This is a genomic window from Tropicimonas sp. S265A (assembly GCF_049800835.1).
In the GTDB taxonomy this organism is placed as follows: Bacteria; Pseudomonadota; Alphaproteobacteria; order Rhodobacterales; family Rhodobacteraceae; genus Dinoroseobacter.
The window spans coordinates 1348484-1364295 of sequence record NZ_JBNAFU010000001.1 but is presented as its reverse complement, the minus strand read 5'-3'; the positions used below and the strand labels follow the sequence as shown (position 1 = coordinate 1364295).

The 15812-nt window shown below is 59.9% G+C and carries 15 protein-coding genes and 1 other RNA gene; 9 read left to right on the top strand and 7 right to left on the bottom strand.

Annotation, left to right across the window (positions count from 1 at the left end; genetic code table 11):
* Nucleotides 1-27: 27 nt before the first annotated feature.
* A complete protein-coding gene (locus ACP15N_RS06785) occupies nucleotides 28-573 on the top strand; it encodes a hypothetical protein (RefSeq protein ID WP_425091461.1) in 546 nt (181 codons plus the stop codon).
* 72 nt (nucleotides 574-645) lie between these two features.
* Here ACP15N_RS06785 and ACP15N_RS06780 read toward each other — a convergent pair whose 3' ends face one another.
* The 5 genes from ACP15N_RS06780 to ffs form a co-directional block, all read right to left on the bottom strand.
* Complete coding sequence (locus ACP15N_RS06780; RefSeq protein ID WP_425091460.1) at nucleotides 646-1179, bottom strand: putative adhesin; 534 nt, start codon at nucleotides 1177-1179, stop codon at nucleotides 646-648.
* Between the two features lie 212 nt (nucleotides 1180-1391).
* Nucleotides 1392-1994: a recombination mediator RecR gene (recR, locus tag ACP15N_RS06775; protein ID WP_425091459.1), complete on the bottom strand. Its 603-nt coding sequence runs from the start codon at nucleotides 1992-1994 to the stop codon at nucleotides 1392-1394.
* Nucleotide 1995: 1 nt separating this feature from the next.
* A complete protein-coding gene (locus tag ACP15N_RS06770; protein WP_425091458.1) occupies nucleotides 1996-2340 on the bottom strand; it encodes a YbaB/EbfC family nucleoid-associated protein in 345 nt (114 codons plus the stop codon).
* A gap of 50 nt (nucleotides 2341-2390) precedes the next feature.
* Nucleotides 2391-4166 (bottom strand): DNA polymerase III subunit gamma/tau, encoded by a 1776-nt coding sequence (locus ACP15N_RS06765; protein WP_425091457.1) that lies wholly within the window; start codon nucleotides 4164-4166, stop codon nucleotides 2391-2393.
* 142 nt (nucleotides 4167-4308) lie between these two features.
* An RNA gene (gene ffs, locus ACP15N_RS06760) (signal recognition particle sRNA small type) lies at nucleotides 4309-4405 on the bottom strand.
* Between the two features lie 125 nt (nucleotides 4406-4530).
* Between ffs and nudC the strand changes: the two genes are divergently transcribed.
* Nucleotides 4531-5481 (top strand): NAD(+) diphosphatase, encoded by a 951-nt coding sequence (nudC, locus tag ACP15N_RS06755; RefSeq protein WP_425091456.1) that lies wholly within the window; start codon nucleotides 4531-4533, stop codon nucleotides 5479-5481.
* On the top strand, nucleotides 5481-5951 hold the full coding sequence (locus ACP15N_RS06750; RefSeq protein WP_425091455.1) for a hypothetical protein: 471 nt from the start codon (nucleotides 5481-5483) through the stop codon (nucleotides 5949-5951). The genes nudC and ACP15N_RS06750 overlap by 1 nt, the downstream gene beginning before the upstream one ends.
* A 7-nt stretch (nucleotides 5952-5958) precedes the next feature.
* Here the strand turns inward: ACP15N_RS06750 and ACP15N_RS06745 are convergent, their stop codons facing one another.
* Complete coding sequence (locus ACP15N_RS06745) at nucleotides 5959-6789, bottom strand: prephenate dehydratase (RefSeq protein ID WP_425091454.1); 831 nt, start codon at nucleotides 6787-6789, stop codon at nucleotides 5959-5961.
* A gap of 161 nt (nucleotides 6790-6950) precedes the next feature.
* Here ACP15N_RS06745 and ACP15N_RS06740 point away from each other — a divergent pair, with 161 nt between their 5' ends.
* The 5 genes from ACP15N_RS06740 to ACP15N_RS06720 all read left to right on the top strand — a co-directional run bounded on the left by ACP15N_RS06740 (nucleotide 6951) and on the right by ACP15N_RS06720 (nucleotide 13440).
* Nucleotides 6951-7463, top strand: a complete 513-nt coding sequence (locus tag ACP15N_RS06740) for a c-type cytochrome (RefSeq protein WP_425091453.1) — start codon at nucleotides 6951-6953, stop codon at nucleotides 7461-7463.
* 199 nt (nucleotides 7464-7662) lie between these two features.
* Nucleotides 7663-9561 (top strand): extracellular solute-binding protein, encoded by a 1899-nt coding sequence (locus tag ACP15N_RS06735; RefSeq protein ID WP_425091452.1) that lies wholly within the window; start codon nucleotides 7663-7665, stop codon nucleotides 9559-9561.
* A 6-nt stretch (nucleotides 9562-9567) separates the two neighbouring features.
* Nucleotides 9568-10662 carry a microcin C ABC transporter permease YejB gene (locus ACP15N_RS06730; RefSeq protein ID WP_425091451.1) on the top strand — a complete coding sequence of 365 codons (1095 nt, stop codon included), beginning with the start codon at nucleotides 9568-9570 and terminating at the stop codon, nucleotides 10660-10662.
* A gap of 1 nt (nucleotide 10663) precedes the next feature.
* Nucleotides 10664-11842 carry an ABC transporter permease gene (locus ACP15N_RS06725; protein WP_425091450.1) on the top strand — a complete coding sequence of 393 codons (1179 nt, stop codon included), beginning with the start codon at nucleotides 10664-10666 and terminating at the stop codon, nucleotides 11840-11842.
* A complete protein-coding gene (locus ACP15N_RS06720) occupies nucleotides 11839-13440 on the top strand; it encodes an ABC transporter ATP-binding protein (RefSeq protein ID WP_425091449.1) in 1602 nt (533 codons plus the stop codon). Before ACP15N_RS06725 ends, ACP15N_RS06720 begins: the two co-directional genes overlap by 4 nt.
* Here the strand turns inward: ACP15N_RS06720 and hemN are convergent, their stop codons facing one another.
* Nucleotides 13441-14802: an oxygen-independent coproporphyrinogen III oxidase gene (hemN, locus tag ACP15N_RS06715; RefSeq protein WP_425091448.1), complete on the bottom strand. Its 1362-nt coding sequence runs from the start codon at nucleotides 14800-14802 to the stop codon at nucleotides 13441-13443.
* A 51-nt stretch (nucleotides 14803-14853) separates the two neighbouring features.
* Between hemN and fnrL the strand changes: the two genes are divergently transcribed.
* Nucleotides 14854-15603: a transcriptional regulator FnrL gene (gene fnrL / locus ACP15N_RS06710; RefSeq protein ID WP_425091447.1), complete on the top strand. Its 750-nt coding sequence runs from the start codon at nucleotides 14854-14856 to the stop codon at nucleotides 15601-15603.
* The last annotated feature ends 209 nt before the right edge of the window (nucleotides 15604-15812 follow it).

Here is a 15812-nt window from a genome sequence, read left to right as displayed (position 1 = left end):
TCACGTGTTTCAAAAGGGGAATTTCACATGGCACATATTCCGATCGCACAAGGTGGGGATGGCAAGATCTATCTGTTTTTCAAACAGGAGAAGGATTGGTCCTGCGCTGCAGCATGTCTCAGGATGATGTGGCCACTCGCTGGTCGCCCGAAATACGAAGAGTCGGTTGCGCGGGCAACCATCGAAACAACTGCGCAAGGGAAAATCAATTGGGACGACGGTGGCGTCGACTCCGCCGACTTCGTTTTGTGTCTGACGCGATACTTCAAATACGAAGTGATCGACGAAAATGAAGTCTTCAAGCACATCGAAAAGATAAACGGGCTGGTTGTCGGTGTACTGTTCGTCAAACGCGATGGGGGCCATCATGCGGTGCTTGTGACCAATAAGTGCGGTGGTGGTGAAAAGTACCTCATTCTCGATCCGGCGGCGGGGATCGGTCTGATGGACTCAGATGATTTCATGATGGGCAGCTACCTGCCTTTCTTGCAAAAGCAGGACAATTCGCTCGTGCGGGCAGAGGGCTCAACCTTTGGTGAGATCGAATGCCTGGTACTGGTCAGCATCAAGTAACCTAGGCGCTGCCCGCGCGCGCGGGCAGCCGTTTTGTAAATGGACGTGGCTGTGTTCCAGTTGCCTCGTTCTCTAAGCGACGATTTTTCCGTCGTCTGTCATCCACATGTACTTGCCCTTGCCGTTCGACTTGATCCGGTAGCGCGCCTTGGCCTTGTCGCTGTGGGAAAAATCGCCCGCATTCAGGCCATGACTTCTGCCGCCGACCTGTTTCAACCCAAGGGTCTGGCAGGCCATCCAGTGAAATTCGACCTCGCCGGAATTACCCTTTGTCCAGCTTTGGAAAAGTTCCGACAAGGTCGCGCCTCCCGCCGGGGCGATCATGATCGAACAGTCGGGATCGTTCCGTTTGGCAAGCTCCGTCTCCGACCTCTTGGTCCACTTCTCGTCCTGGCTCGACAGTCGCAGATCGGGGCACTGCATGTATTCGTCGACGCTGTGCTGGATGTCGGTGTAGTCACCGCGCAGGATCTGGTACTCCATCCCCGTGATCAGGTTTTTCGCGAAATCCGTGTAGAAGTGAATCTTGCAGCCCTTTGGCAGGCGGGTGTATCCGCTCTCGGGCTTCCAACCGCCGTGACCACTCAGAAAGACTTTTTTAACCATATTTTCAGTGTCCTATCTTGCTCGACATGCCCGAGTGGCGCGCCTCCGCGCGGATGGTGCAGTCGATCGGGTTTCCGATCAAGCATCCCGCGAACCCAAAGCTGTTTTCGTACCATTGCGGGCCCGATTCCCTCGCCAACGAAGGTCTCAGGCGGATTGCTGCAAAATGTAAAAACGGCTTCTGGAGGATGCTACAAAATGTACAAACTCACTCAGAAGTCTTTACGCGCCTTTAACGCGGCAGAGATCGTACCGTCATCCAGGTAGTCCAGTTCGCCGCCGATCGGCACGCCCTGAGCCAGCGTCGTGACGCGCACACCCGCGATGCTTTCCAATTCGTCTGCGATGTAATGCGCAGTGGTCTGGCCATCCACCGTCGCCCCCACGGCAAGGATCACTTCCGTCACGTTCTCCGGCGCAAGTCGGGCGAGAAGTTTCGGGATTCCAAGGTCTTCCGGTCCAACGGCATCCAGTGCGGACAGGGTGCCGCCCAGCACATGATAGCGCCCCTTGAACACACCGGCGCGTTCCATCGCCCACAGGTCGGCGACATCCTCCACCACGCAGATCTCTCCGATCCCGCGTTTCTCCGAAGCGCACAGCTCGCAAATGTCGGTGGTGCCGATGTTTCCGCATCGCACACACTCCCGCGCACTCGCCGCAACCGCCAGCATCGCCTCCCCCAGCGGTTGCAGTAAGCCTTTGCGTTTATTGATTAAATGCAAGACGGCGCGGCGTGCGGACCTTGGCCCGAGCCCCGGCAAGCGAGCAAGCAGCCCGATCAAGGCTTCGATGTCTTTGGGGGTCTGGCTCACGTCAGAACGGCAGTTTCATCCCCTCGGGCAGGTTCAGCCCTTCGGTCACTTTGGCCATCTCTTCCTGCCCCTTGGCCAGCGCCTTTTGCTGCGCGTCCTTGATTGCCGCGAGGATCAGATCCTCCGCGACTTCCTTTTCCTCGGGGTTGAAGATGGATGGGTCGATCTCCAGCCCGGTCAACTCGCCCTTGGCCGTTGCAGTCGCCTTGACCAGACCGGCCCCGGATTCACCCACCACGATAACGGTCTTCAGGTTCTCCTGCATCTCGGCCATTTTAGCCTGCATTTCCTGTGCCTGTTTCATGACCTTGGCCATGTCGCCAAGTTGTCCAAGTCCTTTGAGCATTGTTTTCAATCCTTTACGGTGAGGGGTGTGCGGGTGAACCCGAGATACGATCAGTCGTCCTCGAACGGATCCCATTCGTCTTCAACTTCCGGCAAAGCCTCGATTGCGGCCTCCTGCGCAAGCGCCGCGTGGCTTCGGATATCCTTGATCTCAGCCTGCGGGAAGGCGGCGAAAACGGCGGCAACCAGGGGGTGATCCTTCGCTTTTGCCTCGGCGGCCAGCCGGTCGGCATCGCGCAGTTCCGCGATCGTCGGCGCCTCGCCGCCGTTTTCCACGCTGACCGCCCACCGCGCACCGGTCCAGCCTTGCAGGCGCTGGCCCAGTCGAGCCGCCAGATCGCGCGGTGCTGTGTCGGTTGGCGTAAATGCGATCCGTCCGGGGCTGTAACTGACGAGACGCAGAGCGGTTTCAACCTCGACCAGAAGCCGCATGTCACGCTGCTTGCGGATCAAATCGACGACCTGATCAAAGCGCGCGTACCGCGCAAGGGCAATCTCCGACGAGGGGGCAACGGCAACAGCCGCAGAACCGCCCGCAGCGCGCGGGGCATGCGTGACCGAAGGGGCACTGCCTGGCGCAGGGGCGCCGCGCGCCGTCACACTGCCCCCGGATGCGGGGCCGCTCGTCGGGGCGCCACCGCCCGTTGGTCCTGGCGCAGGCATGTCCTGCAACTTGCGGACCAGTTCTTCCGGGCTGGGCAGGTCGGCGACATGTGTCAGCCGGATCACGGCCATCTCCGCGGCCATCATCGCGTTGGGCGCATTGGCGACATCTTCCAACGCTTTCAGCAGCATCTGCCACATCCGTGTCAGCGCCCGCATCGGCAACGCCTCGGCGGCAGCGAGCCCGCGTGCGCGTTCATCCGGGCTGACGGTGGGGTCTTCGGCGGCATCCGGGGTGATCTTGATGACCGATACCCAGTGCGTAACTTCGGCCAGATCGCGCAGGACCGCCATCGGGTCCGCGCCATCGGCATATTGTGCGGACAATTCTGTCAGGGCCGCGGCGGCATCGCCCTTCATCACCAGATCAAACAGATCCATGACCCGACCGCGGTCGGCAAGCCCCAGCATTGCGCGGACCTGGTCCGCAGTGGTTTCGCCCGCGCCATGGCTGATCGCCTGATCGAGCAGGCTCATTGCATCGCGCACGGACCCTTCGGCGGCCCTCGTGATCAGCGCGAGCGCATCCTCTGCGATCTCGGCGTTCTCCTGCGCGGCGACTTTCGCCAAATGGGCAATCATGTCCTCCGGTTCGATCCGGCGCAGATCGAACCGCTGGCAGCGGCTCAGTACCGTCACGGGAACCTTGCGAATTTCAGTTGTCGCGAAGATGAACTTCACATGCGCAGGCGGCTCCTCAAGCGTCTTGAGCAGCGCATTGAACGCACTGGTCGAGAGCATGTGAACCTCGTCAATGATGTAAATCTTGTAACGGGCGGAGGCGGGTGCGTAATGCACGCTGTCCAGAATGTTCGACCGTATGTCGTCGATCTTGGTCTGACTGGCGCCATCCATTTCGATCACGTCGACATGGGTCCCTGCCATGATGCCGGTGCAATGCTCGCACATGCCACATGGATCCGTAGTCGGTCCGCCCTCGCCATCGGGCCCGATGCAATTCATGCCCTTTGCGATGATCCGCGCAGTGGTCGTCTTTCCCGTGCCACGGATGCCGGTCATCATGAAAGCCTGTGCGATGCGGTCTGCCGAGAAGGCGTTCTTCAGCGTTCGCACCATGGCATCCTGGCCGATCAGGTCGGCGAAATTCGCAGGCCGGTACTTTCTTGCAAGCACCTGATAGCCGCTGGTGTCGGTGTCGCTCATGGGCCCCCACGTGACTCGTCGAGGCCAAAGGGTAGGCCCGTGTGCAAGCGACGTCCAGCGCCGCCGGGTCGACCTGCCCCAAAAACCCACAAGCACATCGCGTAACCGCGCCACGCGGGTCGTTACAGGATTGCGGGGGTCAGGTGAGAGGCTGGACAACGACCCAAGCGGGGCTCGTTACGGCTGCTTCCTTCCGGATCTGACCGGGTTGGCGAGGCGCTCGCCCGCGCCAACCTCTCGTGGACCATATAAATCGCGGCTCTGGGACTCGCAAGGGGGGCTTGTGACGTTGCGCGCCTCCGGTCGGCGTGGCATCAGAACTCCTACACAAGAACACCTGCACACACGGGGAACGGGAGCGGGAATGCCGTTTGAGGACAAGATCACTTTCGCGACGTCCGGGCTGGACCGCGCCGCACATCGGCGTGGCGACGCCTTGGCCCTGTTGAACGACCCCAACGCCCGCGTTGTGCCAGTGTGGCGTGGCAAGCCTCTGGTAGACGCGGACGGGCTTGTCGGACTGGCCGCGGATCATCGGGTGTTCGCTGACGCGGTGGCGGACCCGATCTTTCTGGGCCTTGACGAGGCCGGTCCCCGGTTCGCGCGCGATGTCTCTGCGTGGGACCCCGGTACGCCCGTCGATCTTGATGGTTTTCGCGATCGAACAGAGCAACAGCATCCCGGTTTGCCCGCAGGACAGGTTTTCGCGGAGTTGCGGGCAGAAATGACCCGTCTGTCGCGGCGCGATGCTGAACTCGCGGCCACGGCGCGCGCGCTGATCGAATGGCATCGCATTCACGGGTTCTGCGCCAATTGCGGTGCGCAAAGCACACCGGCGCAAGCGGGCTGGCAGCGCGATTGTGCGGCTTGCGGACGGCACCACTTTCCGCGCACCGACCCGGTCGTGATCATGCTGATCACCCATGGGGACGAGGTTCTGGTGGGCCGCTCGCCCGGCTGGCCCGAAGGGATGTACTCGTTGCTGGCCGGGTTCATTGAACCGGGCGAGACCATGGAAGCCGCTGTCCGCCGTGAGGTCTTCGAGGAGGCCGGCGTGCGTGTTGGCGAGGTCGGCTATCTGGCCTCGCAGCCCTGGCCCTACCCGGCGTCTCTCATGTTCGGCTGCTGGGGGCAGGCGGAAACAACCCGGATTACGCTGGATCCGGCAGAGGTCGAAGACGGGTTCTGGATTTCGCGCTCGGAGATGGAGGATGTGTTCGCCGGAACCCATCCCCGTATGCGCGAACCGCGACGCGGCGCGATCGCGCATTCCCTGCTGGAGGCTTGGGTCAATGGCGCAACGGAGACACGCTGATGCAGCTCAGGTCCACCGAAATACTGCATGGTCACATCGAAGATGTTTTCGCGGCCCTGTCTGATTTCGCAGCGGCAGAGGCTGCCGCGATGGAGCGGGGGTTGGACGTGCAGAGGCGGGACGCCCTCGGAACGCCTGGCGAGGGGATGCAGTGGAAAGTAGCGTTTTTTGCGCGCGGTCGCGATCGCGAAGCGGAGTTCGAGCTTGTCAAATACACCCGTCCCACTGGCATGCGGTACGAAGGCCATGTTGGCGGATTGCTGTTTGAAACAAGTGTTGCCTGTCGCGTCCTAGACAGCAACTCGACGGAGGTTACCGTTTCAACCAAACTCCGCGCGCGGTCGATGTCGGCCAAAGTTCTACTGCAATCGATGAAATTGGCACGCGGCCGCGTTGTGCAACGCTACCGCAAGGGGGTCAGGCGTCTCCTGCACCAAGTGGAAAGCCGCGGTACAACGTCCACGGGTTGATCCGGCATCATGGGCGTTGCGGGTCGGCAGGATACACGCCCAGTATTTTCAGGTGCGACGTGAAATAGTCCAGTTCTTCGAGCGCGAGGCGCACTGCCCGGTCGTCGGGGTGTCCTTCGATATCCGCGTAGAACTGTGTGGCTGTGAACGAGCCGTCGAGCATGTAGCTTTCGAGTTTGGTCATGTTCACGCCGTTTGTCGCAAACCCGCCCATGCCCTTGTACAAGGCAGCGGGAATGTTGCGCACTTCGAAAACGAAGGAGGTCATCATGCGTTCTGCGCGGCGGGTCAGGTCTTCGTCGCGCGCCATGATCAGAAATCGTGTGGTGTTCTTGTCATGGTCCTCGATATGGCGCGCCAACACGTCGAGGCCGTAAATTTCTCCGGCCAGTTCGGAGGCGAGCGCACCAAGGCTCGCGTCACGTTCCTGCGCAACATGCAGCGCAGATCCGGCGGTGTCTGCACCGGTCACAGCGTGGATGTTGTGGGTTCGCAGGAAATCGCGACACTGACCCAAAAGCACGGTATGGCTCATCGCGCTCTTGATCTGGTTTAGGTGCGTTCCGGGCAACGCGAGCAGGTTGATGTGCACGCGTACGAAAGCTTCGTCGATGATGTGCAAACCACTTTCGGGCAATAACCGGTGAATGTCGGCCACCCGCCCATAGGTCGAGTTTTCAACCGGCAGCATCCCAAGTTCGCAAACCCCGTCATGGACGGCTGCAAACACGTCTTCGAACGTGCGGCAGGGAACCGCTTCGTGGTTCGGGCGCGCTGTGCGGCAGGCCTGGTGGGAGTACGCGCCGGGTTCTCCCTGGAAAGCGATTTTCGCGGTCATGTCTCGTCCTTGCCTGTCTGCGACAGGTCTCAATTGCGCGCGTTACCGGTAACTGTGACCAATTATCCGCCCTGCGGGCGTTTGGTCGCGGTACCTACACCTTGCCTCCGGAGAGGGGAAGCCATAGTTAGCGGTCAAATCACGCAGAGAGTGGAAGATACATGTTTGACACCATGACAATGACGAAGATCGTGGGCGGCTTGTGCGGCGCATTACTGATCTTCCTGTTGGGCGCTTGGGGAGCCCAGGTTCTGTATGGCGACTATGGACACAAAGATGACCATGCGCAGGCATACACCATCGATACCGGCTCCGAAGATGCCGTAGAAGAAGTGGTTGAGGAAGTTCCCTTCGAAGAGCTTTATGCCGTGGCAGATGCCGGCGCGGGCGAGCGTTTGTGGCGCCAGTGTCAAGCATGTCACAAGCTGGATCCGGGTGCGAACGGGGTTGGGCCGCACCTCCACGGTGTTGTCGGGCGCGAAAAGCACGCTGCGGACGGCTATGACTATTCAGACGGTCTGCTGGCGACGACCGGCGCCTGGACCCCCGAAAACCTGAGCGGGTTCCTCGAGAACCCCAAAGAATACGCGCCCGGCACCAAGATGGCCTACCGCGGTATGGGCGACGCCGAAGACCGCGCCAACCTGATCGCCTATCTCGCCACGTTCCAGTAGGCGAGCGTTGTACGAAAAATAAGGGCTGCCTCGGGCGGCCCTTTTTTTTGTGCGTTTCCAATGCGGCCGGGCGCGCCCCCCTCGTTTTTTGCTCGCGCTGACATACTTCCTCGTGAAATGCCGCCGTGAAGGCTTGAAACTCCGCTGCCCCCGTCTTTAGCTTGATGGCGACAGCGTGCTTCAGGACAGGAGGACTTCAATGCGATCGACCAAGGCCGTAGCACTCAGCCCGAAAGACCACTACGCTGACTGGCGCTTATGCGCGGGCTTCGTGTTGGTGGCCCTGTCCGGCCTCGCTGCCGCACAAGTCAGGGCTGAGCCGATCACGTCACACGGGATATCGACCTTTGGCGATCTGAAGTACCCAACGGATTTTGCCCATCTCGACTATGTCAATCCGGACGCTCCAACAGGGGGCGAGATTTCGGTTTGGGCATTCGGATCGTTTGACTCGATGAACCCCTATACGCTCAAAGGTCGTGCCGCCGGCCTGTCGAACGCCTTTTTCGAATCCCTGATGACCGGCACGGCCGACGAGATCGGCGCGTCATACTGTCTGCTGTGTGAAAGCCTGACCTACCCGGAGGACCGCTCTGAGGTCACCTTTACCCTGCGCGAGGGTATCGAGTTTTCCGACGGTTCACCGCTGACCACGGAAGACATCGTCTTCTCCTATAACATCCTGCTTGAGAAGGGATTGCCGAGTTTCAGGGCCCAGCTTGCGCAGAAAGTCGAGACCGTCGAGGCGATTGACCCGCGCACGGTGCGGTTCGTGTTCAAGCCCGATATCCCGACACGCGACCTGATCTCCGATGTTGGGGCCTTGCCGGTGTTTTCGAAGGTACATTACGAGGCCAATGACCGCGATTTTGAGGAGACGTCGCTCGAGCCCTTGCTGGGGTCCGGTGAATACGTTCTTGGGCGCATGGATGTCGGTCAGACGGTCGTCTATGAACGAAACCCCGACTACTGGGGCAAAGACCTGCCAATCAACATCGGGCGCGGTAATTTCGATGCGATCCGCATCGAGTATTACGCCGACTACAACGCCGCCTTCGAAGGGTTCAAGGGAGGCACCTACACTTTCCGAAACGAGGCTTCTTCCAAGATCTGGGCAACCGGCTACGATTTCCCGGCTATTCAGGAAGGAACCATCGTCAAGAAAGAACTGCCGAACGGCGCCAAAGCAACCGGTCAGGCATGGGTATTCAACCTGCGCCGACCGCAGTTACAGGACCCGTTGGTCCGCGAGGCCATTGGCACCATGTTCAACTTCACTTGGTCGAACGAGACGCTGTTCTACGGCATTTATGACCAGGTCGACAGCCTTTGGGACAATTCCGAGCTTGAGGCCACCGGCGTGCCCGGCCCGGAGGAAGTTGCCCTGTTGCAGCCGCTTGTGGATGACGGGTTGCTGGATGCCTCCATTCTCACGTCCGAGCCGTTCAGCTACCCCGAAAGCGGGCCCCGCCAGTTAGATCGCGGAAACCTCCGTCGTGCCTCGGCGCTGCTGGATGAGGCTGGCTGGATCGTGGGAGATGACGGTTTGCGCCGCAAGGATGGGCAGACCTTGAGGGTGGAGTTCCTGAATGACAGTCAGACATTTGATCGCGTGATCAACCCGTTTGTCGAAAATCTCAAACGGCTTGGGGTCGATGCTCGCCATACACGGATCGACAATGCCCAGGCGACTGCGCGAGAGCGCCCCCCGCAATACGATTTCGATCTGGTCACAACCTTCATGTCGACCGAATACATCCCTGGCAGTTCCCTGCGGCAGTATTTCGGGTCTGAGACAGCAGATACGTCGACCTTTAACAAGATGGGCCTGAAATCCGAAGCGGTCGATCGCCTGATCGAGGTTGTCTTGGCAGCCAAGAGTGCGGAAGAGTTGAAAACATCCGTTCACGCATTGGATCGCGTTCTGCGGGCTGAGAAGTTCTGGATCCCGCAGTGGAACAAGAACACGCACACGGTCGCCTATTACGATATGTACGAGTTCCCGGAAACACTGCCGCCCTATAGCCTCGGCAACCTCGATTTCTGGTGGTTCAACGCCGAGAAAGCCGAGAACTTGCGCGCCAAAGGCGCTTTGTAAGCCAAGATGGGCGCGTATATCCTGCGTCGTCTGGCGCTGATCATCCCGACCCTGATCGGCATCATGCTGATCAACTTCTCGCTCACGCAGTTCGTTCCCGGTGGCCCGGTCGAGCAGGTTCTGGCCCAACTCGAAGGTGGCGGAGACGTGTTCGAAAACATCGCCGGCGGAGGAGACAGCGGCGGTGGCGGCGATGTCGGGGCAGGCGGTGGTGATGACCGATACCTGGGCGCGCGCGGTTTGCCACCGGAGTTCATCGCAGAACTGGAGGCCCAGTTCGGGTTCGACAAACCCGCCCATATCCGGTTCCTGAACATGCTCTGGGACTATGCGCGGTTCGATTTCGGGGAAAGCTACTTCAGGTCGATTTCGGTCGTCGATCTGGTGATCGAGAAATTGCCTGTCTCCATCACGCTGGGGCTTTGGTCCACGTTGATCGCCTATCTCGTGTCAATCCCGCTTGGCATCCGAAAGGCGGTACGCGACGGCACCAGTTTCGATACCTGGACATCCGGTCTGATAATCGTGGCCTATGCGATCCCGGGGTTCCTGTTCGCGATCCTGCTGCTGGTACTTTTCGCCGGCGGGTCTTACTTCCAGTGGTTCCCATTGCGCGGCCTGACCTCCGACAATTTCGACCAACTGACACTGTTCGGTAAGATCATCGACTATGTCTGGCACATCACCTTGCCGGTTCTGGCATCCACGATCTCTGCGTTTGCCACCCTGACGCTGCTGACCAAGAACTCTTTCCTCGATGAGATCAAGAAACAGTACGTCATGACAGCCAAGGCCAAGGGACTGGCCGAAAACAAGGTCCTGTATGGGCATGTCTTCAGGAACGCGATGCTGATCATCATCGCCGGGTTTCCGGCCGTGTTCGTCAGCGTGTTTTTCGGCGGCTCACTGATCATCGAGACGATCTTCAGCCTTGATGGCTTGGGGCGGATGGGATTCGAGGCCGCGGTTGCGCGCGACTATCCGGTGATTTTCGGGACCCTCTTCGTGTTCGGTCTCATCGGCCTTGTGGTCGGGCTCTTGTCTGACCTGATGTATGTCTGGATTGACCCCCGGATCGATTTCGAGACGCGGGAGACCTGAAATGGCCGTTGCCGAAGATCATCACCCGGATCCCGTACCCGAAGTTGTTGTGCCGCCCGAGAAAAAATGGTTCTTCGCGCTTTCACCGCTGGGTCAGCGTCGGTGGCGGAACTTCAAGGCGAACCGGCGGGCTTACTGGTCTCTGATCATATTCTCGATCCTGTTCGGACTTTCGCTGTTCGCGGAACTGATCGCCAACGATCGTCCGCTGCTGGTCAAATATCAGGATGACTACTTTACACCCGTTACGACCTTTTATCCCGAAACGGCATTCGGCGGGGATTTCCGGACGGAGGCTGTCTACCGCGATGTGGAAGTTGAATGCCTTATCGTGTCCGGCGGTCTCGAGGCGTGTTGGGATGATCCGGAGGGGGTGATCGAGGACGCCGAGGACGGCATTGTCGATGGAGAGGAGATTAACAAGGGCTGGGTGCTCTGGCCGCCAATTCCCTACAGCTTCGACACTGTGAACGACATCCAGGGCACCGCCCCGTCCGCCCCCGACGGCAACCACCTTCTGGGCACGGACGATACGGCGCGCGATGTGTTGGCACGTGTCATCTACGGGTTCCGACTATCGGTGGCCTTCGCGCTGGTCGTTACGGTAATCACATCCGTGATCGGCATCGCGGCAGGCGCAATCCAAGGCTACTTCGGGGGGCTGACGGACCTGATCTTTCAGCGGATCATCGAGTTGTGGGGGGCCACACCCAGCCTTTACATCATCATCATCGTCGCTGCGATCTTTCAGATGGATTTCTGGCTCCTTGTGTTCTTGATGGTGCTGTTTGGCTGGACCGCGCTGGTCGGCGTGGTGCGGGCGGAATTCCTGCGAGCGCGCAACTTCGAGTATGTGCGCGCGGCCCGCGCGCTTGGTGTTTCAAACGGCACGATCATGTTTCGCCACGTGCTGCCGAATGCCATGGTTGCCACGGTGACGATGCTGCCCTTCATCATCACCGGAACGATCGGGTCTCTCGCTGCACTCGATTTCCTCGGGTTCGGTTTGCCGTCCTCGGCCCCCTCCCTGGGGGAGTTGACGTTGCAGGCCAAACAGAACCTGCAGGCCCCGTGGCTGGCCTTTACCGCTTTCTTCACCTTCGCGATCATGCTGTCGCTGCTGGTGTTCATCTTCGAAGGGGTCCGCGATGCCTTTGACCCCAGAAAGACCTTTTCATGAGCGATCCGGTCCTTCAGGTGACTGACCTGCGCGTGAGTTTCACGCAGGATGGGAAGACCTCGCAGGCGGTGCGCGGCGTGAGCTTCGTGGTCGACCGCGGAGAGACGGTCGCACTTGTGGGCGAGTCCGGGTCAGGCAAGTCGGTCACGGCCCTTTCCACGGTGTCCCTGTTGCCGGAGTCAGCACAGGTGGCAGGGTCGGTGACCTACGAGGGGGCCGAGATGATCGGGGCGCCGGAGCCGGAACTGCGCCGGGTCCGTGGCAACGATGTCAGCTTCATTTTCCAGGAACCGATGACGTCCCTCAACCCGCTTCACACTCTAGAAAAGCAGATCGCCGAAAGCCTCGCGCTGCACCAGAACCTACAAGGTGACGCAGCGCGCGCCCGCATCATCGAACTGTTGGAGAAGGTGGGCATTCGTGACGCCGAAAGCCGGTTGGGATCCTATCCTCACCAGCTGTCGGGCGGGCAACGCCAGCGGGTCATGATCGCGATGGCGCTGGCGAACGGTCCCAACCTGTTGATCGCGGATGAACCGACAACCGCGCTGGATGTCACGATTCAGGCGCAGATCCTTGACCTGCTTGCCGATCTCAAGGCGTCCGAAGGCATGAGCCTTCTGTTCATTACGCATGACCTCGCCATCGTGCGGCGGATCGCAGATCGGGTCTGCGTCATGCAAGGCGGCGAGATTGTGGAGAGTGGCCCGACGGCCGAAATTTTTGCGAACCCCCAACACCCCTACACACAGAAACTGCTGGCAGCCGAGCCATCCGGTACACCCGGTCCCGTGCCGGAAACCGCGGAAGAAATCGTTTCGACCGATCGCCTCAAGGTCTGGTTTCCGATCCAGCGCGGGATCCTGAAAAAGACTGTCGGTCACGTGAAGGCCGTGAATGAGGCGTCGATTTCGGTCCGCGCGGGCGAGACACTGGGGGTGGTGGGCGAGTCCGGATCAGGCAAGACCACGCTGGCGCTGGCAATCCTGCGCCTGATTTCGTCCGAAGGCCGGATCGTGTACGCGAGTGAGAATATTCAGGGCTGGTCCTCCAAGAAACTGCGCAGCCTGCGCAAGGACATGCAGGTGGTGTTTCAGGACCCCTATGGTTCGCTGAGCCCGCGCATGACCATTGCACAGATCATCGCCGAGGGTCTGGGGGTGCACGGCGTCGAAGACGGGCGCAACCCGCGCGAGATGGTGGCCGAAATCCTGACCGAGGTCGGATTGGATCCGTCCATGATGGATCGCTATCCGCATGAATTCTCCGGAGGTCAAAGGCAACGTATTGCCATCGCGCGCGCGATGATCCTGCGTCCTAAACTTGTCGTTCTGGATGAACCGACGTCCGCGCTCGATATGACTGTGCAGGTTCAGATCGTGGATCTGTTGCGTGACCTGCAACGCAAGCACAACCTCGCCTATATCTTCATATCGCACGACCTGAAGGTTGTGCGCGCTTTGAGCCACAAGGTGATTGTCATGCGCGCTGGTGATGTCGTGGAGGTGGGCGAAGGGACGCAGATCTTCGAAAACCCGAGCTCTGACTACACGCGTGAACTGCTTGCCGCGGCCTTCATGGACCGCGGAGCGGCTTGATCACGTCGCGATAGAGTGGCTTCCCGCAGGCGCTTCGTAGCCGTCGAATGCGCGCGCGATCATGCGTGTCAGGGGGCGCCCATCGGGCTTGATGCGCAGCGACAGCCCACCATCAACTAGCTCCAGCATGCCGGGAAAAGCGGCTTCTGCGACCCGGTACATCTCTTTCAGGCGTGTTGCGGGCACGCCGAATTCGGTTTGAAGTGCTGTGCCGTTGATTGCGAACTCGCACATGATCATCTCGATCATGCGTGACCGCAGAGTGTCTTCGTCGCGGAACGCGTGTCCCTTGGCGACCGAGAACTGGCCCGCCCGAATGGCCTTTTGATATTGAGCCGTGCCCGGGGCGTTTTGCGCATATCCCTGAGGGAAGCGCGAGATTGCAGACGCACCAAGCCCGATCAGCACAGGCGCAGTGTCATCCGTGTAACCTTGGAAATTTCTGCGCAGCGTGCCGGCCTGAGCAGCCTGTGCCAGCCCATCGTCGAACCGGGCGAAATGGTCGATCCCGATCTCGGCGTAATTGTCCCAACGGAACAGCCTGCGCGCGATGTCGAAGAGTGCCAAGCGTTGTTCCGGCGTTGGTAAGGCCTCGGTCGGGATCAGGTTCTGGCGCCGCGCCATCCAGGGCACGTGCGCATATCCGTAAAGCGCGACCCTGTCCGGGTTGAGTGACAGAAGTTTCTGCACGGAGTCCGTGATCTTCTGATCGTTCTGATAGGGCAGACCATACAGGATATCCGCGTTGAGCGAGGTGATCCCGCGCGCGCGCAGCCCATCCACAGCGGCTTGCGTGATCTCGAAGCTCTGATCCCGGCCAATGGCTTTTTGGATATCAGGGTCGAAGTCCTGGACACCGATCGAGGCACGGTTCATGCCGGCCGACGCCAGCGCATCAAGCCGCGCGTCGTCAATCTCGTTCGGATCGATCTCGACCGAGAATTCGGTCCTGTCTGTCTTGGGCGCCACAGAAAACAGTGCCGTGGCCAGGTCTGCCATCATGTCAGGGGCAAGCAAGGTCGGTGTGCCGCCGCCCCAGTGCAGGCGCGAAAGCTTCACCCCTTCGGGCAGCGCCTGACGGAGGATTTCTATCTCGGTCTTCAGCGTTTCCACATAGGCGCGGACCGGTTCCGTCGATTGCGTTCCTTGCGTCCGACATGCGCAAAACCAGCACAGCCGGCGGCAGAACGGCACATGCACGTACAGTGAGATCTCCGTTTCCGGAGCGATCTGACCGATCCAGTCCACAAAGTTCCTTGGCCCAATGCCGTCAGCGAAATGCGTCGCTGTCGGATAGCTCGTGTAGCGGGGCACACGCGCGTCAAATAGGCCAAGCCGTGCAAGTTGCGTTTTGGTATCCATACGGCTACCATCGAACAACTCATCTCCTATGTCCTTGACCCAGATCAATCCATGCAAACGGCCACCCAAACGCTTCAATTCAATAAAGATTGCTCTGAATGCCCAATCCGTCATCGGGCAGTGTGCGCACGCTGCGATGCCGAGGAATTGGAATTGCTGGAGTCGATGAAATACTACCGCGATTTCGAGGCTGGACAGACCATCGTCTGGTCTGGTGACGAACTGAATTTCGTTGCGTCCGTTGTGGACGGAATCGCCTCGCTCAGCCAGACGATGGAAGATGGCCGGCGCCAGATGGTCGGCTTGCTTTTGCCGTCTGATTTCCTTGGCCGGCCCGGTCGACTCGTGGCGCCCTACGACGTCACGGCATCGACCAAGGTTACGCTGTGCTGTTTCCGTCGCGGCCCGTTCGAAGAGTTGATGAACACCACGCCGCACGTTGCACAGCGCCTGCTTGAGATGACGCTGGACGAGTTGGATGCGGCGCGGGAATGGCTGTTGCTGCTGGGGCGTAAGACCGCGCGCGAGAAGATCGCGAGCCTTCTGGCGATCATCGCCCGCCGCAAGGCAGCGATCGCCCAGCATGATCACGAGACCGATTTCACCTTTGATCTGCCGATGACCCGCGAGGCCATGGCTGACTACCTCGGCCTTACGCTCGAAACCGTGTCGCGACAGGTCTCCGCGCTCAAGCGCGATGGTGTGATCAAGTTGCAGGGCAAGCGCGAAGTCACGATCCCGGATTTCTCTGTTTTGCTCGATGAAACAGGCGACGACAGCGACGGCGGTTTCCTCGTCTGATCTCGCACTCTGCGGTTCCCCATGTTTGTGAGCATCTGCGCGCGATTGTCGCAAATCGCGCGAAGTGTCCAGTTTGATTGACACACGGCTTATTCGAACCACTTGATTTTCTTTAAGAAAGCCGGATTGCCTCGGCCAAAGGTGCGTATTGGTTACGACTTTGGTCTCAAATCTCGGGGCTTCTGAAGCGGTCCACTGAAAGTTTTGAC